The 25,169-nt window shown below is 63.3% G+C and carries 24 protein-coding genes and 1 tRNA gene; 12 read left to right on the forward strand and 13 right to left on the reverse strand.

Annotation, left to right across the window (positions count from 1 at the left end; all coding sequences use genetic code 11):
* Nucleotides 1-515 precede the first annotated feature (515 nt).
* From hflD to OUZ30_RS08520, 3 genes are read right to left on the reverse strand one after another with little or no spacing between them, the layout of a single operon-like run.
* Nucleotides 516-1,139: a high frequency lysogenization protein HflD gene (gene hflD, locus OUZ30_RS08510; protein ID WP_266181795.1), complete on the reverse strand. Its 624-nt coding sequence runs from the start codon at nt 1,137-1,139 to the stop codon at nt 516-518.
* Nucleotides 1,140-1,149: 10 nt separating this feature from the next.
* The gene (gene mnmA / locus OUZ30_RS08515) at nt 1,150-2,295 is read right to left on the reverse strand and encodes a tRNA 2-thiouridine(34) synthase MnmA (RefSeq protein WP_345781043.1); all 1,146 of its coding nucleotides are present in this window, start codon (nt 2,293-2,295) and stop codon (nt 1,150-1,152) included.
* Nucleotides 2,292-2,786, reverse strand: coding sequence for an NUDIX hydrolase (locus OUZ30_RS08520; protein ID WP_266181796.1), 495 nt, complete (start codon nt 2,784-2,786; stop codon nt 2,292-2,294). Before OUZ30_RS08520 ends, mnmA begins: the two co-directional genes overlap by 4 nt.
* A gap of 156 nt (nt 2,787-2,942) precedes the next feature.
* On the opposite strand from OUZ30_RS08520, the gene clpS reads away from it, so the two are divergent.
* Together clpS and clpA are read left to right on the forward strand one after the other, a co-directional pair.
* Complete coding sequence (clpS, locus tag OUZ30_RS08525) at nt 2,943-3,269, forward strand: ATP-dependent Clp protease adapter ClpS (RefSeq protein WP_074546739.1); 327 nt, start codon at nt 2,943-2,945, stop codon at nt 3,267-3,269.
* A gap of 61 nt (nt 3,270-3,330) precedes the next feature.
* A complete protein-coding gene (gene clpA, locus OUZ30_RS08530; protein WP_266181797.1) occupies nt 3,331-5,598 on the forward strand; it encodes an ATP-dependent Clp protease ATP-binding subunit ClpA in 2,268 nt (755 codons plus the stop codon).
* A 152-nt stretch (nt 5,599-5,750) separates the two neighbouring features.
* On the opposite strand, the gene infA is transcribed toward clpA, so the two are convergent.
* Together infA and OUZ30_RS08540 are read right to left on the reverse strand one after the other, a co-directional pair.
* Nucleotides 5,751-5,969, reverse strand: a complete 219-nt coding sequence (gene infA, locus OUZ30_RS08535; protein WP_019466733.1) for a translation initiation factor IF-1 — start codon at nt 5,967-5,969, stop codon at nt 5,751-5,753.
* A gap of 83 nt (nt 5,970-6,052) precedes the next feature.
* On the reverse strand, nt 6,053-6,328 hold the full coding sequence (locus OUZ30_RS08540) for a polyhydroxyalkanoic acid system family protein (RefSeq protein WP_266181798.1): 276 nt from the start codon (nt 6,326-6,328) through the stop codon (nt 6,053-6,055).
* A 100-nt stretch (nt 6,329-6,428) separates the two neighbouring features.
* Here OUZ30_RS08540 and OUZ30_RS08545 point away from each other — a divergent pair, with 100 nt between their 5' ends.
* The 5 genes from OUZ30_RS08545 (at nt 6,429) to kdsB (ending at nt 11,739) form a co-directional block, all read left to right on the forward strand.
* Entirely contained in the window at nt 6,429-7,196 is a 768-nt protein-coding gene (locus OUZ30_RS08545; RefSeq protein WP_266181799.1) for an FHA domain-containing protein, read from the forward strand.
* Nucleotides 7,197-7,300: 104 nt separating this feature from the next.
* Entirely contained in the window at nt 7,301-8,386 is a 1,086-nt protein-coding gene (serC, locus tag OUZ30_RS08550) for a 3-phosphoserine/phosphohydroxythreonine transaminase (RefSeq protein ID WP_266181800.1), read from the forward strand.
* Nucleotides 8,387-8,466: 80 nt separating this feature from the next.
* Nucleotides 8,467-9,555 (forward strand): prephenate dehydratase, encoded by a 1,089-nt coding sequence (pheA, locus tag OUZ30_RS08555; RefSeq protein ID WP_266181801.1) that lies wholly within the window; start codon nt 8,467-8,469, stop codon nt 9,553-9,555.
* 39 nt (nt 9,556-9,594) lie between these two features.
* Entirely contained in the window at nt 9,595-10,905 is a 1,311-nt protein-coding gene (aroA, locus tag OUZ30_RS08560; protein WP_425601510.1) for a 3-phosphoshikimate 1-carboxyvinyltransferase, read from the forward strand.
* A gap of 60 nt (nt 10,906-10,965) precedes the next feature.
* Complete coding sequence (kdsB, locus tag OUZ30_RS08565) at nt 10,966-11,739, forward strand: 3-deoxy-manno-octulosonate cytidylyltransferase (protein ID WP_266181803.1); 774 nt, start codon at nt 10,966-10,968, stop codon at nt 11,737-11,739.
* A gap of 42 nt (nt 11,740-11,781) precedes the next feature.
* Here kdsB and OUZ30_RS08570 read toward each other — a convergent pair whose 3' ends face one another.
* Together OUZ30_RS08570 and OUZ30_RS08575 are read right to left on the reverse strand one after the other, a co-directional pair.
* The gene (locus tag OUZ30_RS08570) at nt 11,782-13,008 is read right to left on the reverse strand and encodes an MFS transporter (protein ID WP_266181804.1); all 1,227 of its coding nucleotides are present in this window, start codon (nt 13,006-13,008) and stop codon (nt 11,782-11,784) included.
* A 160-nt stretch (nt 13,009-13,168) separates the two neighbouring features.
* The gene (locus tag OUZ30_RS08575; protein ID WP_266181805.1) at nt 13,169-13,327 is read right to left on the reverse strand and encodes a hypothetical protein; all 159 of its coding nucleotides are present in this window, start codon (nt 13,325-13,327) and stop codon (nt 13,169-13,171) included.
* Nucleotides 13,328-13,465: 138 nt separating this feature from the next.
* On the opposite strand from OUZ30_RS08575, the gene OUZ30_RS08580 reads away from it, so the two are divergent.
* The 4 genes from OUZ30_RS08580 (at nt 13,466) to OUZ30_RS08595 (ending at nt 16,579) form a co-directional block, all read left to right on the forward strand.
* Nucleotides 13,466-13,942: a low molecular weight protein-tyrosine-phosphatase gene (locus OUZ30_RS08580; protein WP_266181806.1), complete on the forward strand. Its 477-nt coding sequence runs from the start codon at nt 13,466-13,468 to the stop codon at nt 13,940-13,942.
* A gap of 19 nt (nt 13,943-13,961) precedes the next feature.
* The gene (uvrC, locus tag OUZ30_RS08585; protein WP_266181807.1) at nt 13,962-15,788 is read left to right on the forward strand and encodes an excinuclease ABC subunit UvrC; all 1,827 of its coding nucleotides are present in this window, start codon (nt 13,962-13,964) and stop codon (nt 15,786-15,788) included.
* 50 nt (nt 15,789-15,838) lie between these two features.
* Complete coding sequence (pgsA, locus tag OUZ30_RS08590) at nt 15,839-16,447, forward strand: CDP-diacylglycerol--glycerol-3-phosphate 3-phosphatidyltransferase (RefSeq protein ID WP_266181808.1); 609 nt, start codon at nt 15,839-15,841, stop codon at nt 16,445-16,447.
* Between the two features lie 56 nt (nt 16,448-16,503).
* Nucleotides 16,504-16,579, forward strand: a tRNA-Gly gene (locus OUZ30_RS08595).
* 84 nt (nt 16,580-16,663) lie between these two features.
* Here OUZ30_RS08595 and OUZ30_RS08600 read toward each other — a convergent pair.
* From OUZ30_RS08600 to OUZ30_RS08615, 4 genes are all read right to left on the reverse strand, one after another.
* Nucleotides 16,664-17,413: a 2OG-Fe(II) oxygenase gene (locus OUZ30_RS08600; RefSeq protein ID WP_266181809.1), complete on the reverse strand. Its 750-nt coding sequence runs from the start codon at nt 17,411-17,413 to the stop codon at nt 16,664-16,666.
* Nucleotides 17,410-17,862: a methylated-DNA--[protein]-cysteine S-methyltransferase gene (locus OUZ30_RS08605; protein WP_266181810.1), complete on the reverse strand. Its 453-nt coding sequence runs from the start codon at nt 17,860-17,862 to the stop codon at nt 17,410-17,412. The genes OUZ30_RS08600 and OUZ30_RS08605 overlap by 4 nt, the downstream gene beginning before the upstream one ends.
* A gap of 227 nt (nt 17,863-18,089) precedes the next feature.
* On the reverse strand, nt 18,090-19,028 hold the full coding sequence (locus OUZ30_RS08610; protein WP_266181811.1) for an AraC family transcriptional regulator: 939 nt from the start codon (nt 19,026-19,028) through the stop codon (nt 18,090-18,092).
* Between the two features lie 100 nt (nt 19,029-19,128).
* Nucleotides 19,129-20,013, reverse strand: coding sequence for an oxidoreductase (locus tag OUZ30_RS08615; protein WP_266181812.1), 885 nt, complete (start codon nt 20,011-20,013; stop codon nt 19,129-19,131).
* A 390-nt stretch (nt 20,014-20,403) separates the two neighbouring features.
* On the opposite strand from OUZ30_RS08615, the gene OUZ30_RS08620 reads away from it, so the two are divergent.
* Nucleotides 20,404-21,327: an alpha/beta fold hydrolase gene (locus OUZ30_RS08620; protein WP_266181813.1), complete on the forward strand. Its 924-nt coding sequence runs from the start codon at nt 20,404-20,406 to the stop codon at nt 21,325-21,327.
* 104 nt (nt 21,328-21,431) lie between these two features.
* On the opposite strand, the gene OUZ30_RS08625 is transcribed toward OUZ30_RS08620, so the two are convergent.
* The gene (locus tag OUZ30_RS08625) at nt 21,432-22,640 is read right to left on the reverse strand and encodes an acetyl-CoA C-acyltransferase (RefSeq protein WP_266181814.1); all 1,209 of its coding nucleotides are present in this window, start codon (nt 22,638-22,640) and stop codon (nt 21,432-21,434) included.
* A 90-nt stretch (nt 22,641-22,730) separates the two neighbouring features.
* Nucleotides 22,731-25,118: a 3-hydroxyacyl-CoA dehydrogenase/enoyl-CoA hydratase family protein gene (locus OUZ30_RS08630; RefSeq protein WP_266181815.1), complete on the reverse strand. Its 2,388-nt coding sequence runs from the start codon at nt 25,116-25,118 to the stop codon at nt 22,731-22,733.
* Nucleotides 25,119-25,169 lie beyond the last annotated feature (51 nt).

The following is a 25,169-nucleotide window of genomic DNA, read 5'->3' on the forward strand; positions in this document are numbered from 1 at the left end:
ACTCCGTCGGATAGAAGCGTTGGAGGGTTTACGCGAGCAGACAGTTGGCTGCCCACGGCGAGACACAGCGGCTACCCCGCAACGCGCCAAGGCGGTGAGGACTTAAAGCAGGCTTGGCCGACGGTCGAAACGCTTGCGGTGTCCCGCCGCTCAGATACCCACCAACCATCCACGCCTTAAGCCCTCTGCGCCTCGGCGCGTTGCGGTGTAGCCGCTGTGTATAGGCCGTGGGCCGCAACCTAATCTGTCTGGCCACGCCCGTCAGGCTCGTATCTTTCGCAATGCTATGAGCTCCTAAGGCCATTTTCTTTGGGTTACTTTTCTTTTGGGCCAGCAAAAGAAAAGTGACCCGGACCGCGGCAGCGGTTCGGAACGCCCGCTGCGTAAGCGGCAAGCTGGCGGAGAGGCTCGGCTGTCGCGTGATCGCAAGCACCCGCCCCTCATCCCAACCTTCTCCCCGCAGGGGAGAAGGAGCGCAGCGCGTCGGAAATCGTGGCTGCGCAAGCCTCGGACCATCACGTATTGTTGATGGTGGACCCCGTCAACAACCCACGCGCCAGCATGCTGCACTGGCGCCGATACAGCAGCATCTGCCACTGGCGCCCACCCAACTGTCGCCACAACACCGCCGAACGCACCGCGGCGAGCAGGTTTGCGCGCACCTTTTCCACCACGTTCGGCTGCTGCAGCTGCTGCGGATTACCCGTCACCATCACGCGCGGCTTCAGCGTTGAAAGGGTGCTGGCGTAGAGCTCGGCCAGTCGGCTGACCACCTGCGGTGACTCCGGACCGAAGTGTTCCACCTGGCGTTGCGCGGCGACGATGCCCTGCTGCAATCGGTCGAGCAGGTCCGGACGGCGGGACAGGCTTCGTTCCAGCCGGATCACCGTAAACGCCATGCGCGTGATCGCGACGTCGCGGTTGTTCTCGTCGAGCAAGGTAATCAGCTGGCGCAGACCCAGGCGCACGCCGGACACATCGCCGTAGACGCCGACCACCGACGGGGCATCGATGCGGAATACGCTGCCGATGCTGGAGGCCATGGCGGTTTCGTCGCAGCGACCTTCGTTGGCGAGCTGCTGGGCCAACCCGGTGGCCTGGAACAGGCCGGCCAGGGCCAGCACGCGCTCTTCATTCATGGCAAAGGCTTCAAGCACCGGGGATCGACTCGCAGAGGATGGAGGGAGACAACGCGGTTTCATCATTCCAGCCGCCGTACGGTGCATCGGTGCGCTCGATCACAGCGCCGCCGAGGCAGGCATCGCCGTCATAGAACACGACCGACTGTCCTGGGGTAACCGCGCGCTGGGGTTCGTCAAAGATCACTTCCAGGTGGTCTGCGTGCACGATGACTTCGCACGTTTGATCCTGCTGGCGATAGCGTGTCTTGGCACTGCAGCGGAAGCGCGCGGCAGAGGGCTCGCCTGCCACCCAGCTCGGCCGTTCGGTGAGCAAGCGGCTCGAATACAGCCAGTGGTTCTCACCGCCCTGAGCCACGTACAGAATATTCCTGGCCACATCCTTACCCACCACATACCAGGCGTCGCCGCTGGCTCCGTGGCGGCCACCGATGCCCAGGCCATTGCGTTGCCCAAGCGTGTAATACATGGCGCCCTGGTGCTCGCCCACGGTCTCGCCTTGGGGCGTGCGCATGGGACCGGGCTGGGCGGGAATGTACTGGGCGAGGAAACTGCGAAAATCGCGCTCACCGATAAAGCAGATACCGGTGGAGTCCTTCTTTGCGTGGGTCGGTAGAGACGCTTCGAGGGCCATCTGGCGCACTCGCGACTTCTCGATCTCGCCCACCGGAAACAGCGTAGCGGCCAACTGCTGCTGGCCTAGCGCGTGCAAGAAGTAGGTCTGGTCCTTGGCGGCGTCCACGGCGCGCAACAACCGGTATTTGCCGTTGTGAAAGTCCACGCGGGCGTAGTGGCCAGTGGCGATCTTGTCGGCCCCAAGCGCACGGGCTTCGTCCAGAAACGTCTTGAACTTGATTTCACGGTTGCACAGCACGTCCGGGTTGGGCGTGCGGCCGGCCCGGTATTCGGCCAGGAAGTGTTCGAACACGCCATCCCAGTATTCGGCGGCGAAGTTGCGCGCGTGGAACGGGATGCCCAGCCGACCGCAAACCGCGACGGCGTCCTTGCGGTCGGCATCGGTCGTGCAGGGGCCGTCGCGGTCGTCTTCTTCCCAGTTCTGCATGAACAGGCCTTCGACCTCACAGTCGGCCTGTTGCAACAGCAGGGCGGCCACCGAGGAATCGACGCCGCCGGATATGCCGAGCATCACCTTCACGGGTAACGATCCTCCACCAGCAGGCTGTGCAGCGCGGTCAGCGGGAGACGATGCCCGGCCAGCCATGCATCGATGCTCATCAGCACCAGCGGGCTGCGCAGGCGGTCACCCAGGGCCACGATCTCGTCCCGGGTCATCCACAGGGCGCGCAGGATGCCGGTATCGAGCGGACGCTTTGGGTCGTGGCCTAGCGGCCGGGCGGCAAAGCTGAAACGCACCACGCCGTCGCCGTGCTCGGTGCTACGCCATTGATGGATGCCGATCAGGTGTTCCAGCTCGACCGTCCAGCCGGTTTCTTCCAGGGTTTCGCGCACGGCGGCGCTGACCAGGCTTTCCTTGTCATCCAAATGGCCAGCTGGCTGGTTATAGGCAAGACGGCCGTTTACTTCTTCTTCCACCATCAGGAAGCGGTCGCCATCGGCCACGACGCACGCCACAGTGACGTGCGGGCACCAGACGGACGGGGAGGAGGGGAATGCGGAATCGGCCATGGGGGATAAATGGCGCCGGCAAAGGCACTGGAAAAGTAGTCATTGTGCCATCACCTGAAGACAACCTGCCGGCGACGGTAACCCGGGTCCAGCAGTTCGGGCCGGCATCGGGGCTGCGGCGGTATACTTTTCCCCAGGATATTTCACGTAGAACCCATGGCTCACGAACCCGAACACGAACAAGGCAGCGGTCACGGCCTGGCGCTGGAAACCTCAAGGCCGGAGGTGGCTCGTCCACCCCTGTTCCAGGTGGTGCTGCTGAACGACGACTTCACCCCGATGGATTTCGTGGTCGAGGTGCTGCGCAGCTTCTTCAGCCTGGATCAGGAGCGGGCGGTACAGGTCATGCTTCACGTCCATACCCGTGGCAAGGGGGTTTGTGGCGTCTTTACCCGGGAGGTTGCAGAGACCAAGGTGACTCAGGTAAACGAATATTCACGTGCTCATCAACACCCTTTGTTGTGCACTATGGAAAAGCTCTAAGCGTCCCCATTTTGTAGCCATCGCGGTATAGCCCGCCTGCCACTTAGCGGAGTAGGTCCGGATGTTCAGCAAGGATCTCGAAGTCACCATCGGCCAGTGCTACAAACAGGCCCGCGAGCAGCGTCATGAGTTCATGACGGTGGAACACCTGCTGCTCGCACTTACGGATAACCAGTCGGCACTGGGTGCCCTGCGTGCCTGCGGCGTGGATCTGCCGCGGCTGACGCGCGAGCTGGAAAAAATCATCGCCGAGACCGTGCCGGTACTGCCGCACGGCGACGAACGCGATACCCAGCCCACGCTCGGCTTCCAGCGCGTTTTGCAGCGCGCTGTCTACCATGTGCAGTCTTCCGGCCGTAAGGAAGTCACTGGCGCCAATGTGCTGGTGGCTATTTTCGGCGAGAAGGATTCGCATGCGGTGTATTTCCTGCACCAGCAGGAGATCACTCGTCTCGACGTGGTTAATTACATCTCGCACGGCATCGCCAAGATCGGCGACGAGCCGTCGCAGAGCATGCCCGGTGGCGAGCGCGATAGCGAAGACGGTGAGCCCCGGGGCAATCCGCTGAGTGAATACGCCAGCAACCTCAACGAGCTGGCGCTGGAAGGCAAGATCGATCCGCTGATCGGTCGCCAGGACGAGATCGAGCGCACCATCCAGGTGCTGTGCCGTCGCCGCAAGAACAACCCGCTTTATGTCGGTGAAGCCGGCGTAGGCAAGACCGCGCTGGCCGAGGGCTTGGCCAAGCGCATCGTGGACGGCGACGTGCCCGAGGTACTGGAAAACGCCACCATCTGGTCGCTGGATCTCGGCGCCCTGGTTGCCGGCACCAAGTACCGTGGCGATTTCGAGAAGCGCCTGAAAGCGGTGATCGGCCAGCTCAAGAAGCAGACGGGTGCGATCCTGTTCATTGACGAGATTCACACCATCATCGGTGCCGGTTCCGCTTCGGGCGGCACCATGGATGCGAGCAACCTGATCAAGCCCATGCTGGCCTCGGGCGAGCTGCGCTGCATCGGTTCCACCACGTTCCAGGAATTCCGGGGCATCTTCGAGAAGGATCGCGCGCTGGCTCGTCGCTTCCAGAAGATCGACGTGGTCGAGCCGACCGTGGCGGACAGCTTCGAGATACTCAAGGGCTTGCGTTCGCGCTTCGAAGAACACCACAACGTGGCCTACACGATAGAGGCACTGAAAGCCGCCGTGGATCTGTCGGTGAAGCACATCCCCGACCGTCTGCTGCCGGACAAGGCCATCGACGTGATCGACGAGGCCGGCGCACGTCAACGCCTGCTGCCGATCGACCAGCGCACCGGCAAGGTCGACGTGCCGGAAGTGGAATACATTGTGGCCAAGATGGCGCGTATCCCAGCCAAGCAGGTGTCGGCCTCCGATCGTGATGTGCTGCGCAACCTGGAGCGCAACCTCAAGATGGTGGTGTTCGGTCAGGACCCGGCGATCGAGGCCTTGGCTGCTTCCATCAAGATGGCCCGTTCGGGCCTGGCCGACCCGTCCAAGCCGATCGGTTGCTTCCTGCTGGCCGGTCCCACCGGCGTCGGCAAGACCGAGGTCACCAAGCAGCTGGCCATGCAGTTGGGCATCGAGATGATCCGCTTCGACATGTCCGAGTACATGGAAGCCCACTCGGTGTCGCGCCTGGTCGGTGCCCCTCCGGGCTACGTCGGTTTCGACCAGGGAGGCCTGCTCACCGAAGCCGTGACCAAGCATCCGCATGCGGTGTTGCTGCTGGACGAGATCGAGAAGGCGCATCCGGATGTATTCAACATCTTGCTGCAGGTGATGGACCGCGGTGTGCTGACCGACACCAACGGCCGTGAAGCGAACTTCAAGAACGTCGTGGTGGTGATGACCACCAACGCTGGCGCTCAGCAGGCTTCGCGCCGTGGTATCGGCTTCGTCAAGCAGAACCACTCAATGGATGCGATGGAAGTGATCCGTCGTTCGTTCACGCCGGAGTTCCGCAACCGCCTGGATGCAATCATCCAGTTCAATGCGCTGGACTTCGATCACATTCTTCGCGTGGTCGACAAGTTCCTAATCGAACTGGAATCCCAACTCACCGAGAAACATGTGAGCCTGGACGTCGACGCCGATGCCCGCCGCTGGTTGGCCGAGCACGGCTTCGATCCGCAGATGGGCGCGCGCCCGATGGCTCGCGTGATCCTGGAGAAGGTGAAGCGTCCGCTGGCCGACGAACTGCTGTTCGGCAAGTTGGCGGAGGGTGGCAAGGTGAGCCTGAGCGTGCATGACGGCGAACTGGTCGTCGCCACCGAGGCGGCAGAGGCCGTTCCTGCCGTGGTGAGCTGACCGGTGCGCCGGCTTTGTTGAGGGCAACACAAAAAGGCCGCGCTTACAGCGCGGCCTTTTTTTCGTAGGAGCGCACCCTTGTGCGCGAAAATCCTACGTAGCGGTAACGCCATGATTGCGCACAGAGTGCGCTCCTACAGCGGGCCGCTCGATTACTTCATGCGGTAGGTGATACGGCCCTTGGTCAGGTCGTACGGGGTCATCTCCACCTTCACCTTGTCGCCAGTGAGGATGCGGATGTAATGCTTGCGCATGCGCCCGGAGATATGGGCCGTAATGACGTGGCCGTTCTCCAGCTGCACGCGGAACATGGTGTTGGGCAGGGTCTCTTGGACCGTGCCTTCCATTTCAATGACGTCGTCTTTGGCCATGCGTTCCGGTGGGTGCGATTGGGGCCGTCATGGCCGCTTAAGCGGTCGATTATGCCACGGAAACTGGAATGGTTAAAGAATCATCAGCCGAAGTGCTCGTCGAGCTTGCGGCGGATCTCCTGCTCGACCATGCCCTTCAGGGGCGCCAGCATCATGCCCAGCTCGGCTTTCACGTGGATGGCGTCGCTGGCCACCGCGATACTTCCAGCCACTCCCGGACGGGAAAAACGCAGGGTATCGCCTTGCCACTGGCCTTCCATGCCAAATTTCTCGTGCATGCGCGCCGCTACCTTGTCGACCACGGCACGGGCCTCGGCGAGGGGCAGCTGGTGCGGTCGATGGATGTCAATCTTGGGCATGGATAAGCTCCGAATCGGCAAATGCGCATGGTAAGCCAGATGCGCTCGGAGACAATGCAAGCATCTGTTAGAGTCCCGGCGTCTATCGACTGGTTCACCGATGCGTATCGAGTTTTCCAATTCGGCCCGAGAGGATTTCCACTGGGATGCCCCCGCATTGCGGATCGGCAGCGCACCGGACAACGATCTGATACTGGCCGGCCATCAGGCTGGCGAGCACCATTTGCGCATCCAGCTCGACCGTCGCGGTTGGGTGCTGCAGGTCTTGCCGCAAGGCAATCGCGTCTATGTGAACGCTCGGCCCGTGCGCGAGAAAGCCTTGCTGCGCGCCGGTGATGTGTTGAGCGTTGGTGATTGCCGCATGTTGCTGCGGGTCGATGAGGAGCCTGCCCACACCCCACCCGTGACCGTGCCGGCGGAAGGCCGCTGCACGGTTGCCTTGCGTGCTATGGCCGGGTCGCTGTCGGGTCGCGTGCTGTCGCTGCAGGACAAGCTGGAGCTGGGGCCCATGGGTCGCTTTCCACTGGAGCTGCCCCAGGGCGAAGTGGCGTCACTAGCCGTTTTCTGGCGTGACGGGCAGCTCATGCTCGAGGCGGGTCAGCCATCTGCCCGTTATCCGTTGCGCGTCAACGGCGTGGTGGTGACACAGGCAGCCTTGCGTCCAGGCGACCAGATTGGTCTGGCGATGCACCGTTTCGTGGTCGACGCCCCCGGGCTGGAGCTGGAGCCCGAGATCATCAGGCCGGAGCCGCCTCATGCGCACCTGCCAGAGGAAGATGCCGGTCCGCGTGGTGAAGTGTGGTGGTTGATCGCCACCGCGGCCGTGCTGGCGCTGGGCATCGCCGTTGCCTTGTTGGTGCGCTTCTAAGGCGCAGGGCGGGGCCGTTCAGAGGCATCAACGATCCGGTTGACGATGCATTGCTGCGACGCGGCATAATGCGGTGATTCCTCCCATGAAGGCGCCGTCGGTCAGTGAGCAGACTCTGGAATTTCAGCGCAGGCCCGGCGGCGATGCCGCAGGCGGTACTTGAACGCGCCCAGCGCGAACTACTGGACTGGCAGGGCTGCGGCGCCTCGGTGATGGAGCTCTCCCACCGAGGCAAGCTGTTCATGGGGTTGGCCCAGCAGGCCGAGGCCGATCTGCGCGAGTTGCTGGCGATTCCCGCCGATTACGCCGTGCTGTTCCTGCAAGGTGGCGCGACCCAGCATTTCGGCCAGATTCCGATGAACCTAGCCGGCGAGGGTGACAGCGCCGACTACATCGTCACCGGGCATTGGGGCGAAAAGGCCGTGAGCGAAGCCGCGCCCTACGTGACGGTGAATATCGCGGCCAGCAGCAAGGATCAGCATTACTTGCGTCTGCCGCCGCGTGATACGTGGCAACTGGATCCGCGCGCCGCCTATGTGCACTACACGCCCAACGAAACCATCCACGGTGTCGAGTTTCACGATATTCCCGAGGTGGGCGATGTCCCGCTGGTGGCGGACATGTCGTCCAACATCCTGTCCGAGCCACTAGACATTTCGCGCTTCGGCCTGATCTATGCCGGCGCCCAGAAGAACATCGGTCCATCGGGGCTGGTGGTAATGATTGTCCGCCGTGATCTGTTGCAGCGGGCTACACGTCCGATGTCGCGCATCTTCCGTTACGCGGATCATGCGGCGAACGACTCCATGCTCAATACCCCCAACACCTGGGGCTGGTACCTGGCAGGCCTCACCTTCCAGTGGCTGAAGGAGCAGGGTGGCCTGGTGGCGATGCGCGAGCGCAATCTCGCCAAGGCGGAGTTGCTGTATGGGACCATCGAAAGCTCGGGCGGCTACTACCGCAGCCCGGTCGAGCACGCGTCGCGTTCGCGGATGAATATACCGTTTACCCTGCACGACAGTGCCCTGGATACCGATTTCCTCAGGGAATCCGAGGCCGCAGGCCTACTCGCGCTCAAGGGGCACAAGGCGCTGGGCGGCATGCGAGCCTCGATCTATAACGCGGTGCCGTTGGAGGCTGTGCAAGCGCTGGTGGCCTTTATGGACGATTTCGCCAAACGTCACGGATGAAACGGTTGCGCATGAGTCTGCATATCAAAGACTATCCCCGGTTCACTGTTTGGACATCTTTCCTTCCGTAGCGCCAAGACATGACCGACAAGAAATCCTCGCTTTCCGATGTGCGCGAGCGCATCGACAGTATCGATCAGCAAATCCAGCAGCTGATCTCGGAGCGTGCCGGTTGGGCGCAGGAAGTGGCGCGCGTCAAGGGCGAGGGGCTTTCGGCGATTGACTATTACCGCCCCGAGCGCGAGGCGCATGTGTTGCGCATGGTGGTGGATCGCAACCACGGCCCGTTGTCCGATACGGAAATGGTGCGCCTGTTCCGCGAGATCATGTCGTCCTGCCTGGCACAGGAAGATCCGCTCAAGGTCGGTTTCCTGGGGCCAGAAGGCACCTTCAGCGAACAGGCGGTGCGCAAGCACTTCGGTCACGCGGCCTACGGCTTGCCGCTGGGCAGTATTGAGGAAGTATTCCAGGAAGTGGCCGCCGGCCATGCCGATTTCGGCGTGGTGCCGGTAGAGAACTCCGGGCAGGGCATGATCCAGGTGACCCTGGACATGTTCCTCACTTCCGACGCCACCATTTGTGGCGAGGTCGAGTTGCGCGTGCATCAGTGCCTGCATTCCCTGAGCGGCAAGCTCGAGGACATCAAGCGCGTCTATGCGCATGCGCAGTCGCTGCAGCAGTGCAAAACCTGGTTGCGCATCAACCTGCCGGGCGTGGAATGCATCGCAGTAAGCAGTAATGCCGAAGCGGCTCGGCTTGCGCGTCATGCGGATGACGCGGGTGCCATCGCAGGCGAAACCGCCGGCCGCGTTTACGGGCTCAAGACCGTGGCCCAGGCCATCGAGGACCGCGCGGACAACACCACGCGCTTCCTGGTGATTGGCCGATCGCTGTTTCCGCCGTCGGGCAACGACCGTACGTCCTTGCTCATCACGGTGAACGATAAGCCAGGTGCGCTGTATGACGTGCTGAGCCCGTTCGCCAAGCACGGGCTCAGCCTCAATCGCATCGAGTCGCGCCCCGCACATTCGGGCAAGTGGCAGTACGCGTTCTTTATCGACGTCTCGGGCCACGTCCACGACGAGCCCATGCAGGCGGCGATGCAGGAAATGGGCTCGGCCGCGACCAAGGTACGCGTGCTCGGTTCCTACCCGGTGGCCTTGCCCTGATATGTATGCGGTCGCTTTGGAGCGGCTGCCGGAGAATTCATCGTGAGTCGACTCGACTGGATCAGTCATGCCGGCCGCGCGCTGCAAGGCAGTGTGCGCGTCCCCGGCGATAAATCGGTATCGCACCGTGCCCTGATGCTGGGTGCGCTGGCGGATGGCACATCGCATATCCGTGGCTTCCTCGAAGGTGAGGACACGCGTGCCACCGCCGCCGTGCTGCAACAACTTGGCGTGTGTATCGAAACGCGCGCCGAGGGCGAGCGTCGCGTGCATGGCGTCGGCCTGCATGGCTTGCGTGGTGCAGCGCAGCCTTTGGACTGCGGCAATGCCGGCACGGGCATGCGCTTGTTGGCAGGACTCCTTGCGGGGCAGGCCTTCGATAGTACCTTGGTGGGCGACGAGTCGCTGTCGAAGCGGCCGATGCGCCGCGTCACCGATCCGTTGGCCACGATGGGCGCGAAGATCGACAGTCGTGATGGCTTGCCGCCGCTGCACGTGCACGGCCGCCAGGCGCTGCACGGTATTGAATACACGCTGCCGGTGGCGAGCGCCCAGGTGAAGTCGGCGCTGTTGCTTGCCGGTTTGTACGCGCAAGGCGAAACCCGGGTCATCGAGCCGCACCCCACGCGCGACTACACGGAGCGCATGCTGGCGGCCTTTGGTTGGCCAATCGATTTCGAGCCAGGCCGTGCGCGCCTGAGCGGTGGCCATGTGCTGCGCGCCACCGACGTGGACGTGCCCGCCGATTTCTCATCGGCAGCGTTCTTCCTGGTGGCAGCCAGCATCGTGCCGGGTTCCGAACTGCATCTGCCGGCGGTGGGCTTGAATCCGCGTCGCACGGGCTTGCTGTATGCCTTGCGCTTGATGGGCGCCGATATCCGCATCGAGAATCCGCGCGAGAGCGGTGGCGAACCGGTCGGTGACCTGCTGGTGCGCCATGCCCCGCTGCATGGCATCGAACTGCCCGAGGCGCTGGTGCCGGACATGATCGACGAGTTTCCGGTGCTCTTTATCGCCGCGACGGCCGCCACCGGTCGTACCGTGGTGCGCGGCGCTGCCGAACTGCGCGTCAAGGAATCGGATCGCATCGCCACCATGGCGACTGGCTTGCGTGCGATTGATGCGAAGATCGAAGAGACGCCGGATGGCGCCATCATCGAGGGCGGCGCCATTGGCGGTGGCAGCATCGAGAGTCATGGCGATCATCGCATCGCGATGAGTTTTGCCGTCGCCGGGCTGATCGCCCGTGATGCCATCCGCCTCAACGATTGCGGCAACGTCGCGACTTCGTTTCCAGGCTTTCTCGAACTGGCCAATAGCTGCGGCTTTGCCCTGAACCCAGCAAACTGACCCGCCCCTCGTTTCCCGCCGCACTTGCAGCTAGGCTTCCAGCCTCACCGAGAGGTCGCCATGTCCGCTGACACCCCGCCGTTCATCGTCGCCATCCCCGCCCGTTACGGCTCAACGCGTCTGCCGGCCAAGCCGTTGCGCGAGATTGCCGACGTGCCGATGGTGGTGCGGGTGGCGCAGCGCGCGTTGCAGGCAGGGGCGACCCAGGTCGTCGTCGCCGTGGACGACCAGCGCATCGCCGATGCCCTGGCCGGGCAGGGCGTTGAGGTATGCATGACCCGTAGCGATCATGCATCGGGCAGCGACCGTTTGGCCGAGTGCGCGGTCCACTACGGCTGGCCCGATGACGCCATCGTGGTGAACCTGCAAGGCGACGAACCGTTTGCTCCCGCTGCGGGTATCCGCGAAGTGGCACGTGCGCTGGCCGACGATGATGCGCCAGTCGCGACCTTGGCAACGCCGATCACGGAAGCACACGAGCTGTTCGATCCCAACGTGGTGAAGCTCGTGCGCATGTCGAATGGCCGGGCCTTGTACTTCAGCCGTGCGCCCTTGCCCTGGGCGCGCGATGCGTTTGCCGTGCATCGCGACGTACTGCCGGCCGAAGTGCCGTTCCTGCGACATATCGGCATCTACGCCTATCGCGCGGGCTTCCTCAAGCGCTATACGCAATTGTCGCGTACGCCGTTGGAGCAGGCAGAGTCGCTGGAACAGTTGCGCGTGCTCGAACACGGCCATGCCATTGCCGTGCGCCTGACGCCCGAACCGTTTCCGCCAGGCATCGACACCTTGGCCGATCTTGAACGCGCGGAGCAGTGGCTGGCGCGCGGCTGAACGCTTTAAAACCCGGGTTGCTGATGCAAGCCTCGCTGAGTTTCATACAGCGGCTGAATCGCGAGGACGCTCCTCCGGCTCCTGCATGATCGGCGCGGTCATCGGATCGAGAATGCCGAAGGGGCGAGCGACATGGGCGGGAGGCGCCCTCAGCCGGATGCGCCTGGCGACCAACGCCGCTAACACAGCCGTCGCAACGGCCATGAAGTAGAGCAGTCCATTGATGCCCAGCCGCGCCATGACGCTTGAACCGATCAAGGGGCCTAGCGCGGAGCCGATGCCATTCACCAGGATCAGCTTTCCGCTGACCGCAACCATGCGATCGGCCATCATGTGGTCCAGCGCATGGGCGACGCAGACCGGATAGAGCGTGGACATGAAGCCGCCCAGCAGCGCCGCGGCCGGCAGCACCATCACTAACGCATGAGGTAGCACCACCAGCAAAAGGGCCACCATCGAGAAGCCCAGCGCCAGACCGATCAGCACGACGCGTCGGTCCCCACGATCGGAAAGCCGGCCGACGGGTATTTGAAAGGCAAGCCCGCCGAGTACGGCGACGAACATGAACATCGCAATGGTCGACTGATCGGTACCCGCATCCAGCATCCACGCCGGTACCAAGGCGTAGAACGCGCTGTTGACCAGGCCGCCGACCACGCAGCCGATCACGGCTGTAGGCGCCCGCTGGGTGAGCTCGGCCAGGCCCAGGGTGCCCTCCGATGCGAGGCCCGGTGCCTCCGCTCGCGTCGTGCTCATGATGACCAGGGCGAAGGAGAACAGCCCCATGATGATGAAGAAGGGAGCTGCCGATGCCATGACCACCACGCTGATCAGCAACTGCCCGATCGCAAGGGCCACGAAGGTGCCGACCATGTAGATGGAGAACACACGGCCCCGCTGTTCGGGGCGCGCCTTGGCGTTTAGCCAACACTCCGTCGTGATGAACAGCCCGACGCAGCCGACGCCGACGATCAGGCGACAGACTATCCAGACGACGGGCTGGACGAGCAGCGGAATGATGGCAGTCGCCACCACCACCATGCCGGCAAAGGCGGCGTAGGAGCGGATATGCCCGATGCGCCGGATCAAGCGCCCGCTCAACATCGCTCCAACTGTAAAGCCGGCAAAGTAAGCGCTGAGGATGAGGCCGTTCAATCCAGGGCCGAAATGCTCGGCGGTCAAGCGCAGGGAAAGGAAGGTGTTGAAGAAGCCGATCGCGAGCTGCACGAGGCTCGTCGCAATGATGAGTACGCCGATTTGAACAAACATCGGCCATATCCTCCGAACGCATCGATCAACCCAGGCCGGGTGCTTGCGACTTCGACAGCATCGCTAGTTCAGCGCGAAAATCAAATGAATCCCGCAAAACGCGCCGGTGGCGAGCAGGCGCGCGATCGCCCTGGAGCGCGCCAAGCCATGCTTGGCGCATTCAGCGCCGGCGCCGGACCAGCGCGATGAACAGCCCTGCCAGCAACAGGCCAAGCGCCAGCCCCATGCCGGCGCCCCACAGCGCGCCGCTTGAACCGCCCACGGCCTTGCCGATCAGAAAGCCAACTACGAAAAGTATCGGTAACGGCAGACAGCCCATGGTCGGTCCTCCGTACCCATCCTTGCAGTGCTCCATGGCGACGCGCAACGCTGAGGTGCTCAAGCTTGTGTTGGCGGTGAGTCGCCCATAGCTCTCGTGCAGGCATGGCAGCGGGCTATGCAATCGGAGACTGTCCTGATGCCTTTGAAAGACCGGCCGACCTCTGTCCTGTTCGTTTGCTTGGGCAATATTTGTCGCTCGCCCCTGGTCGAAGCCGTGGCGCGCCAGCGCTGTGTCGAGGCCGGGCTGGATGTGGTGCTGGCCTCCTGCGGTACCGGCAACTGGCACGTGGGCAAGGGCGCCGACGCGCGCATGCAGCAGGCGGCAGCGGCGGCGGGATACGATCTTTCGTTGCATCAGGCACGGCAGGTGCGTGCGGACGATTTCCTTACGTATGACTGGGTGCTGGCCATGGATCGCAATAACCTGGAGGCACTCGCGCAGCTGCGGCGATCGCAAGGTTCGCGACCCGAGTTGTTCCTGCCATGGAGCGGCGTGCGTTCGCCGCTGGAATTTCCCGATCCCTACTTCGGCGAAGCCTCGGACTTTCGCGAGGCTGTACGACTGGCCGAGCACGGTGTGGATGGACTGATCGCGCGCCTGCGCGGTAGCTGAAACCGGCTAGAATTCGCCCATGCAGCCCTCACCGCCGCAAGCCTTCGACGGCAAGGCCTTCGTCAAAACCCTCACGACCTCGCCTGGCGTCTATCGCTACTTCGACGCGGATGGCGATCTGCTGTACGTGGGCAAGGCCGGCAACCTGAAGAAGCGCGTTGGCAGCTACTTCCTGAAGCCCAGGATGGAGCCGCGCATCGCTGCCATGGTGGCGCAGATCGCACGCGTGGAAATCACGCTGACGCGGACCGAGGGCGAGGCGCTGCTGCTGGAATCGCAGCTGATCAAGTCGCTCAAGCCGCGCTACAACATCCTGCTGCGCGACGACAAAAGCTATCCGTATATCTACCTCTCCGGCGGCGAGGACTATCCGCGACTCGCCTTTCATCGCGGTGCGCGCAATATGCCGGGGCGCTATTTCGGTCCGTATCCGAGCACGTTCGCCGTGCGTGAAAGCCTCAACCTGATGCAGAAGCTGTTCAAGGTGCGTCAGTGCGAGGACAGTTATTTCAAGAACCGTTCGCGACCTTGCCTGCAACACCAGATCGGTCGTTGCACGGCGCCTTGCGTGAAGCTGATTACCGTGGACGACTACCGTAACGACGTGCGCCATGCGGAAATGTTCCTCGAAGGACGCAGCAGCGCGGTGATCGACGAACTGGCCGGTTCGATGGACCAGGCCGCCAAGGCGCTGGAGTTCGAGCGAGCTGCGGCCATGCGCGACCAGGTCGCAGCGCTGCGGCAATTGCAGGCGCAGCATCATGTGCAGGGTGCCAGCGCCGATATGGACGTGCTCGCCTGTCGCATTGAAGCGGGCATCGCGTGCGTCAGCGTATTGTTCTTCCGCAACGGCATCAGCCTGGGCACGCGCGATTTCTTTCCGCGCCTTCCGCTCGATGCCGAGCCCGCCGATGTGCTGGAGCAGTTCATCGCGCAGTACTACCTCGATCGACCCGTGCCGCGTGAACTGATTCTTGGCGAGCCAGTGCCGGACCAGGCGATCCTGGCCGAACTACTGACCGCGCAGTCCGGGCGCACGGTCGAACTGAAATCCAGCGTGCGCGGCGAACGGGCGCGCTTCCTGCAGATGGCCGAGCGCAATGCGCAGGCCTCGCTCACCGCGCGCCTGGCCAGCCGGCAGACGCTGGGGGCTCGCTTTGATGACCTGCAGAAACTGCTGGAACTGGACGAACCGCCGCGCCGCCTGGAGTGCTTCGATATCAGCCACACGCAGGGTGAGCTGACCGTGGCCTCGTGTGTGGTATTCGGTGCGGAAGGCCCAGAGAAGTCCCACTACCGTCGTTTCAACATCAGCGGCATTACGCCCGGCGATGACTACGCCGCCATGCACCAAGCCCTCGTGCGCCGCTTCCGCAAGGTCGCGGAGGGCGAGGGCGCCCGTCCAGATGTATTGCTGATCGACGGTGGTAGCGGGCAGGTGGCGCAGGCGTTGGATGTGCTGAAGGAACTCAACGTCACCGGTATCCACGTGATCGGCGTGGCCAAGGGCCCCGGTCGTCGCGCCGGTGAAGAGACCCTGATCCTCGCCGACTCCGGCCGCCATCTGCACCCTGGTCCGGCATCACCTGCACTGCATCTCGTCGCCGCAGTTCGCGACGAGGCGCACCGATTTGCCATCAGCGGCCACCGCAAGCGCCGCGAAAAGGCGCGCGAGCGTAGTGTGCTGGAGGACGTGCCAGGCATCGGCGCGCGTCGCCGCACGGCGCTGCTGAAGGCGTTCGGCGGCCTCGCGGGCGTCGAGGCCGCGGGTGTGGAGGAGCTCATGCAGATCAAAGGCATTGATCGCGGCCTGGCCGAACGCATTTATGCTGTGCTCCATGGCTAGGCAGCATTGAAGCCGCCGCGCCCCTGAAAGTACTCACCCGGAAAGGATTTATGCGCATTAACCTGCCAACCTGGCTCACCTTGTTCCGCGTAATGCTATTACCGGTCATGGTGGTGGTCTTCTACTGGCAGTTTCCGGGACACAACATCACGGCGGCCATCGTGTTCCTGCTGGCCGCGATCACCGATTGGCTGGACGGCTACCTCGCACGCCGCATGAACCTCACCTCGGCCTTCGGCGCGTTCCTGGACCCGGTCGCGGACAAGCTGATGGTGGCGGTTACGCTGTTCCTGCTGGTGGAGTCACATCGCGGCGGTTGGCCGGGCATCCTGATGGCGGTGACGGCCGCAATCATCGTGGGTCGTGAGATCAGCGTCTCGGCGCTGCGCGAGTGGATGGCCGGGATCGGCATGCGCGCCACTGTCAAGGTGGCCTTTATCGGCAAGCTGAAGACGGTGATGCAGATGGTGGCGCTGGTGGTGCTGATCGTGCAGCACGAAAAGAGCGCCGAGGCACTGCGCCTGTACCACATCGGCGAGGCCTTGCTGGTGATCGCCGGCATCCTCACCATCTGGTCCGGCGTGTACTACCTGCGCGCCGCCTGGCCCAGTCTTCGGGGCGACCATCCGGTTCCCGTCCCGCGCGGCGAGGATGAATGAATTTGTGACGGAGGCTTGACGGCCGTCGTTTAGTCATTACAATGCGCGGCTCCGATGCGGGAATAGCTCAGTTGGTAGAGCACGACCTTGCCAAGGTCGGGGTCGCGAGTTCGAGTCTCGTTTCCCGCTCCAAATTCCGTTGACCGATGCATCGCGGTCAACACTCAAAAGCGGCCATGGGCCGCTTTTTTGTTGCCCGTGCGCAAGGCGGCTTCGTTATTGCGCGTCGTGAAAAATGATGCCTAGCGTGTGGCGCTGCCCCGAGCGTATGCGGCTGACGCCGTGGCGCAGGTTCACCCGGTAGGTGCCGCGCGTGCCCTGCACGGGGCGGTGGTGCACGGCGAAGATCACCGCATCGCCTTGACGTAACGGCACAACCTCGGGACGCGATTGCATGCGTGGACGCTGCTCGGTCAGTACGAATTCACCGCCGGTGAAATCTCGGTCGGGTGCCGATAGCAGGATCGCCATCTGCAGCGGAAACACGTGCTCGCCGTAGAGGTCCTGGTGCAGGCAGTTGTAATCGCCGGGGCCGTACTGCAATAGCAGCGGTGTCGGGCGCGGCTGGCCGGCGGCGTGGCAACGTTTGATGAATTCGACATGTTGGGGCGGATAGCGCTCGTCGAATCCCATGGCCTCGTTCCACTGGTTGGCCAACGGCACCAGATGAGGGTAGATCGCCGTGCGCAGTTCGGCGATGAGTTCGGGCAGGGGATAGCGGAAGTACTTGTACTCACCGCGACCGAAGCCGTGGCGCCCCATCACCACGCGACTGCGGAACAGTCGTTCCTCGGTGTACATCGCGGCAAGCGACGAGCATTCGTCGGCGGATAGGAATCCGTCCAGCATCGCGCATCCCTGCGCGTCCAAGTCCGCGGTGACACGTGACCAGTCGATCGCTTCAATACGTGCCGCGATGCCTCCCTGCCGATCGAGTGCCAGGTTGCCTTGTGGCCGTGCAGTCATGCGCGAGCCTCCCGCTGCAGCAGTATGCGTTTGCGTTCGACGCCCCAGCGATAGCCGGACAACGCGCCATCGCTGCGCACTACCCGGTGACAGGGGATGACGATGGCCAGGTGGTTGGCGGCGCAAGCCTGGGCCACTGCGCGCGCCGCTCGCGGGGCGCCAATGCGGCGGGCGAGGTCGGCATAAGTGGTGGTCGACCCGGCCGGAATATTCCGCAGCGCCTGCCAGACCCGTTGCTGGAATGCCGTCCCGCGCATATCGAGAGGGAGCTCGACGGTTGTCTTCGGCGACTCTGCCAGCGCAACGACCTTGTGCAGAAGCCGCATTGCCTGGTGATCGCCCTCGATCATGGCGGCGTCGGGAAAGCGCTGCTGCAAGTCGCCCAGTACGTCCGCTCGCGAATCACCGAGCAGGATGGCGCAGATGCCGCCGCCATGGCGGGCGACCATCAGCGTGCCAAGCGAGCAGGTGCCGATGGCGAACGCCAGGTTTTCCGTTGCGGTTGCCGTGGACGCCCATGCAGGCGCGCGGTGCCGCGCGTCCCGCGTTGCTTCAACGTGTTTTGCGTTTGTCCCAAACGAAATCATCGATCGTCTCCCAACGTGGATGTCATGGAGCCAATCTAGCGATCGGGGCGGAGCCGCACACTCCGATTCTTGCGATACGCCGTTTCAGGTCATCCCGCGGCCGCTGTGCGCCAGCGCGTGGGTGTTTCTCCCTCCCATTGACGGAAGGCGCGGTTAAAGGAGTTGAGTTCCTCGAAACCGAGCAGGAAGGCGATCTCGCCGGTATCCAGGTCGGTTGCATTCAGCAGGCGCTGTGCCAGGTGGCGACGCACCTGATCCAGCAGTTGCTGGTAGCTGGTGCCCGCCTCACCCAGTTTGCGCTGCAACGTGCGTGGACTCAGATGCAAGGTGTCGGCGACTTGGGCCATACGCAGATGACTGCCGCGCATGCCGCGTGCCAAGACATTCCATACCTTGTCGCGCAACGAGGTGGTGGCGCTCTGTTCCTGCAGCGAAGCCTCGAGCGTGGGGAGCAGCGTGGCCAGATGATCCTGGTCGTGGGTGATGAAGGGCAGGTCGAGATCGGCCCGGTCGTACACGATACGATCCTGCGCCCCATTGAAGCGCAGCTCGCAGTGGAAATGCGACGACAGTACGTCGGCGGCGGTGGGCCTGCGCGTCAGCTCCAATCGTTTCAGGCGAATAGTGCGACCAGTTCCGCGTTCAGCCAGAGCCAGATGAGCGGCAAACACCGCATCGATCAGGAAATGCGGTGCGTGACCTTCCGCAAGCATCCAGCGCGCGCTCACGGCTGCCTCATCACGGCTCAACTCGATGCTGATATCTTCAGGACAGGTAAGGCGCTTGTAGCGAGCCAGCTTCTGTATGGCTTCGCCGAGGGTCGCTGAATGCAACGCCGCCAGCGACACGACGTCATAGACCTCCACGCGAGTGGCATCACCCAAGCGCAAGCCGAGGCTTGGGTCGTCATAGAGCGTTTCGGCGGTACGCCAGAGGTTGAAGAATTGAGACGTGGTTAGAACGGCGCGGGTCTGCCCGATCAGGTCATCGGGCAAACCCGCGTGTTTCAACACGGCTGGCACATCCATTCCAAGCGCCGTCAAGCGTTCGAATACACCACGGCTCAGTGGAATCTGGTCGGCTCTCACGTTTGTAATCTCACCAAATGGTCTAGCTATTTCGATGTCATCAGCCTAGCGAGCGCAGCATGCGAAAGCGTTCTTCAATCGCCTCTGGCGTGCTGTCGAAATCGGTGGACAGGCTGAGCGTACGCCATTTCGCATCTTCGGCGGCCATGCGCCTGGATTGTTGCTCGGCGAGAAAGACCGCATCGGAACCCAGCAGCAAACGCAACGGTGGTTCATGCGTATGGGCGATGCTGAGAATCGCTTGCGCTGCCTTCACCGGATCCCCCGCTTCGTTTCCCCCATGGGCCCGCATCATGTCGATCATCGGGCCAAGGGTGGGCGCGTAATCGGAGTCCGCGCGGGGCGGATGGATTGTCATGGAAGGACCCGCCCAGTCGGTGCGGAAGCCACCTGGCTCGACCAGCGTGACGCGAATGCCAAATGGGGCGACTTCCTTGGAGAGTACCTCGGAGAAACCTTCGACCGCCCATTTGGCGGCTTGATAGGCAGCGACGCCCGGCACGCCAATGCGCCCGCCAATGGACGAGAACTGGATGATGTGACCGCTGCGCTGTTTGCGCAGTATCGGCAAGGCGGCGCGAGTGACGTTCACCACGCCGAAAAAGTTGGTTTCCAACTGGGCGCGGAAGTCGGCATCGTCGCCTTCTTCGATCGACGCCAGATTGCCGTAGCCGGCGTTGTTGACCAGCACATCCAGTCGACCGAACGCATCGACGGCTGCCTGCACGGCAGCGCGTGAGGCGGCGGCGTCGGTGACGTCCAGGGCGACCGCGCGTACACGGTTGCCATAGCGTTCCACCAGCGAAGTGAGTTGAGCCGGATTGCGCGCCGTGGCGATCAATGAATGGCCGGCGGCGAGCACCGCCTCGGCCAGCGCTTTACCAAAACCGCGCGAGCTACCGGTAATAAGCCAAACCTGGGACATGGGGAGCCTCCTAACGTGGGTCATGCGGGCGGGGAATGCCCGGGATGTGACGACCTTAGGCGGGAGGAGGGTGGAAGAAATAATCGGATTGCGCCAAATTGGGCGGGCCAGATCCGGCGGCGTCCTTCAGTCTGGTCAGAAAAGGGGGCAATCCAAAGTCCAACAAAGTTCCGGCGTCCATGGCAGCCGTTGCCGATTCATGCGTCGAGTGCCTGAGGTCAAGCGGAGATCATCCGCGCGGCTCTGGGTCACATATGCGCGACACATCGCCCGATGATCCTCGGCACCGGGGAACCTCGTCTTCGTAGCTCATGAGTGCGTGCCAGCCAGGTCAGCACGGCTGGCGATGCTCTTGTGCGCATCACCGCTTCCAGCAAGAGGGTCAACATCATGTATCGCTTTCTGCTTGGCGTTCTAGGCGTACTCGCCATCAGCCTGCCCGCGGCGGCCGCCGTGAAGCCTTACCCCGCTTCATTCCAGGTCAAGGACATGCAAACCGATGGCGCCACGCTGCACGTACGCGTGGGTGGCAAGGGCCCTGCCGTGGTTCTGTTGCATGGATTCGGCGATACGGGAGACATGTGGGAGCCGCTGGCCGAGGCATTGGCGCGCCACCACACGGTGGTGGTTCCTGATTTGCGCGGCATGGGCCTGTCGTCGCATCCCGAGGAGGGGTACGACAAGCGGACTCAGGCGGCCGATATCCGCTCCGTGCTGAGTCAGTTGCAAATCGATCATGCGGTGATTGTGGGTCATGACATCGGCACGATGGTGGCTTACGCCTATGCTGCGCGCTATCCGGACAAGACCGACAAGCTCATCGTGATGGATGCACCGGTCCCGGGTATTCCACCGTGGGACCAGATCGTCCGCTTGCCGGCGCTATGGCATTTCGATTTCGGCGGGCCTGATATGGAGCGGCTCGTGGCGGGGCGTGAGCGTATCTATCTCGATCGTTTCTGGAATGAGTTTGCAGGGGATCCGTCGAAAATGGACGAAGCATCCCGTCAGCATTACGCCGAGATTTATGCGCGGCCGGGCGCCATGCACTCCGCATTCGCGCAGTTCCGCTCGATCCGCAAGGACGCAGAGGACAACAAGCTAAGCATGGCAACGAAGTTGCCGATGCCGGTCCTGGCCATCGGCGGTGAGAAATCCTTTGGCGCCAATGAAGCGGCCGTCATGCGCAATGCCGCGACCAACGTCACCGAGTTAGTGGTACCGAATGCGGGCCATTGGCTGATGGAAGAGGCGCCGGGCCCGACCATCACGGCGATAAGCAGCTTCATTGATGGACCCAAGACGCATCCTTGATCGCATCGGCTGCCTGCAGGGTTTTGCGGTGGCTTGGACGCAGAAACAAAAACGGCGCCGTATCGCTACGGCGCCGTTTTCGTCTTAGGCGATGGTGCCTGGAATCAGAGCGCCTCGAACACGCCTGCCGCACCCATGCCGGTGCCGATGCACATGGTCACCATGCCGTACTTTTGCTTGCGCCGACGCATGCCGTGGATCAGCGTGGCGGCGCGGATAGCGCCGGTGGCGCCGAGCGGATGGCCGAGGGCGATGGCACCGCCCAGCGGGTTGACCTTGCTCGGGTCGAGGCCGAGATCGCCCATGACGGCGAGGGCCTGGGCAGCGAAGGCTTCGTTGAGCTCGATCCAGTCCAGCTGATCCTGCTTGATGCCGGTCTGCTTGAGTGCCTTCGGAATCGCTTCCTTCGGACCGATGCCCATCACTTCCGGCTTCACGCCAGCGACGGAGAAGCCGACGAAGCGGGCAATCGGGGTGAGGTTGTAGTCCTTGATCGCCTGTTCGCTGGCGAGCAGCAGGGCGCCGGCACCGTCGGACATCTGCGAGGAGTTGCCGGCCGTCACGCTGCCGCCGAATTTGTCGTTGCGGAATACCGTGCGCAGCTTGGCCAGCACTTCCAGCGTGGTGCCGGCGCGCGGGCCTTCGTCGGTGTCGATCAGGCGGCTGTCGGTCTTGATGCCGCGGCTGATCAGGTCGGGGTAGTGGTCGTCGAGCTGGAACGGCGTGATCTCGTCCTTGAACTCGCCAGCAGCAATCGCGGCGAGCGCGCGGCGATGGCTTTCCACCGCGAACGCGTCCTGTTGGTCGCGCGTGATCTTCCACTGTTCGGCAACTTTCTCGGCGGTGATGCCCATGCCGTAGGCGATGGCGCGGTCTTCGTCGTTGGCGAAGATGGCGGGGTTCATCGCGATCTTGTGGCCCATCATCGGCACCATGCTCATGCTCTCGGTGCCGCCAGCGATCATCAGGTCGGCCAGGCCGAGCTGGATGCGGTCGGCCGCCATGGCGATGGCCTGCACGCCGGAGGAGCAGAAGCGGTTGATGGTGACGCCGGGCACGGTGTACGGCAGGCCGGCGAGCAGGGTGCCGATGCGCGCCACGTTCATGCCTTGCTCGGCTTCCGGCATGGCGCAGCCGATGATGGCGTCGTCGATGCGGTGCTGGTCGATGCCCGGCGCCTGCGCCATCACGGCGCGGATCACGTGGGCCAGCATGTCGTCGGGACGGGTATTGCGGAATACGCCGCGCGGCGCCTTGCCGACCGGAGTACGGGTGGCGGCGACGATATAGGCGTCTTGTACTTGCTTGGTCATGGTTTTGCTCCGTGGCGTCGCGCGTGTGTCGCGGCGACGCGCTCAAGTTTTTGTTCGTCATCCCTGCCTGCGCAGGGACGACGAGCCTCATCAGTTACGCAGCGGTTTGCCCGTGGTCATGGTGTGGGCGATGCGGGCCTGGGTCTTCTCCGTCTTGGCCAGCTCGACGAAGTGCTTGCGCTCCAGGGACAGCAGCCATTCCTCATCGACTGCCGAGCCGCGTTCGATCTGGCCGCCGCACAGCGTGTCCGCAATGCGCGCCGCGATGGCCACGTCATGCGGCGAGGCGAAATAGCCTTCCTGTAGATTGGCGAGCGAGGCCTTGAACGTTGCGGTGCCAACATCGCCAGCCGCCGGGATGGCGCGGGCCGGCATCGGCGGACGCCAGCCGCTTTCGGCCAACGACAGCGCCACCTTCTTGGCGATGTACAGCAGCTCGTAGCTATTGAACACGACAACGTCGGTATCGCGCAGGAGACCCAACTGCTTGGCTTCCATGGCGCTACCAGACACCTTGGCCATGGCGATCGTCTCGAACACCTTCTTCAGTGCTTCGAACGGATCTTCCGGATTGGCCTGGGCTGCACGCACGGCCAGCTCCTTCAATCCACCACCCGCCGGCAGCAGGCCCACACCGGCTTCGACCAGGCCGATATAGCTTTCGAGTGCGGCAACCGTGCGCGCCGAATGCATCTGGAACTCGCAACCGCCGCCCAGGGCCAGGCCGCGCACGGCAGCCACCACCGGCACCAGCGAGTGCTTGATACGCATGCTGGTGCGCTGGAAGTTGGCGACCATCTTGTCGAAGTCGTCGAACTTACCAGCCTGCAGCAGACCCAACGCACCCTTGAGATCGGCGCCGGCCGAGAACGGCTCGCCGGTCTGCCACAGCACGACCGCCTTGAGCTGCTGCTCGGCGATATCGATCGCCTGCTGCACGCCATCGAGTACGTAGTCATTGACCGTGTTCATCTTGGTCTTGAACGAGATGATGCCCACGCCATCGTCGCCCAGCGTCCACAGGCGGACGCCGTCGTTCTCCCACACCGTGGTGCCCTGGTCGAACTTCTCGCCCAGGATCGGATCGGGGAACAGCTGGCGCTGGTAAACAGGATGCTGCGAGCGCGACTTGTAGCTGCTCGATGCGACCGACCAGGAGCCTTCCTTGCCGTGCACGCCGGTGCGGCCATCGGTCACCCATGCGGGCAGCGGCGCTTTGCTCATGGCCTTGCCGGCGGCGATGTCTTCAGCGATCCAGCCGGTAACCTGCTGCCAGCCGGCGGCCTGCCAGGTCTCGAACGGACCCAGCTTCCAGCCGTAGCCCCAGCGGATGGCGAAGTCGACATCGCGTGCGGTGTCGGCAATATCGCCCAGGTGGTAAGCGGTGTAGTGGAACAGGTCGCGGAACGTAGCCCACAGGAACTGCGCCTGCGGATCAGCTGAGGCGCGCAGCTTGCCGAACTTCTCGGCCGGATCCTTGATGGCGAGGATCGCGGACACCTCATCCGACGCCTTCTGCTCGGACGGGCGATAGTCCTGCTTGGCCACATCGATGACCACGATGTCCTTGCCGGCCTTGCGATAGAAGCCGGCGCCGGTCTTCTGGCCCAGCGCGCCCTTGGCGATCAGGCCCTGCAGCCATACCGGCGCCTTGAAGTACTCGTGCCACGGATCATCGGCCAGCGTATCGGCCATGGTCTTGATCACGTGCGCCATGGTATCCAGGCCGACCACGTCGGCGGTGCGATAGGTCGCACTCTTCGGACGGCCCACGGCCGGACCAGTCAACGCGTCAACGGTGTCGAAGCCGAGCTTGAACTGCTCGGTGTGATACATGGTCGCCAGCATCGAGAACACGCCGATGCGGTTACCGATGAAATTCGGCGTGTCCTTGGCGTAGACCACGCCCTTGCCCAGCGCCGTGGTGAGGAACGCCTCGAGACCAGCAAGCACGTTCTGGTCGGTGAGCCTGGTCGGGATCAGTTCGACCAGGTGCATGTAGCGCGGCGGATTGAAGAAATGCACGCCGCTGAAGCGATGGCGCATGTCTTCCGGCAACGCCTCGGCCAAGGCGTTGATCGACAGGCCGGAGGTGTTGGACGCAATCACCGCTGTCTTGGACAGGTGCGAGGCGATCTTCTTGTAGAGATCGAGCTTCCAGTCCATCCGTTCGGCAATCGCTTCGATCACCAGGTCGACGTCCTTCAGGTGCTCCAGATCGTCGTCGTAGTTCGCCGGGATGATCGCCGCAGCGACGTTCTTGTCCGCCAGCGGGGCAGGCGAGAGCTTCTGCAGATTGGCGATGGCCTTCAGTGCGATGCCGCTCTTGGGGCCCTCCTTGGCGGGAAGGTCGAACAGCACAGTTTCGACACCGGCGTTGGTCAGGTGCGCGGCGATCTGCGCGCCCATGACGCCGGCGCCGAGTACCGCGGCCTTGCGGATACGTAGCGCTGCCTTGGGTAAGGATGGTGCGGTCATTGGCTTCTCCGTAGTACGAGACACATAAAGGGTGAAACGGGCGGCCGTACT

Origin of the sequence: Dyella humicola, from assembly GCF_026283945.1 — a bacterium.
Taxonomy (GTDB): Bacteria; Pseudomonadota; Gammaproteobacteria; order Xanthomonadales; family Rhodanobacteraceae; genus Dyella; species Dyella humicola.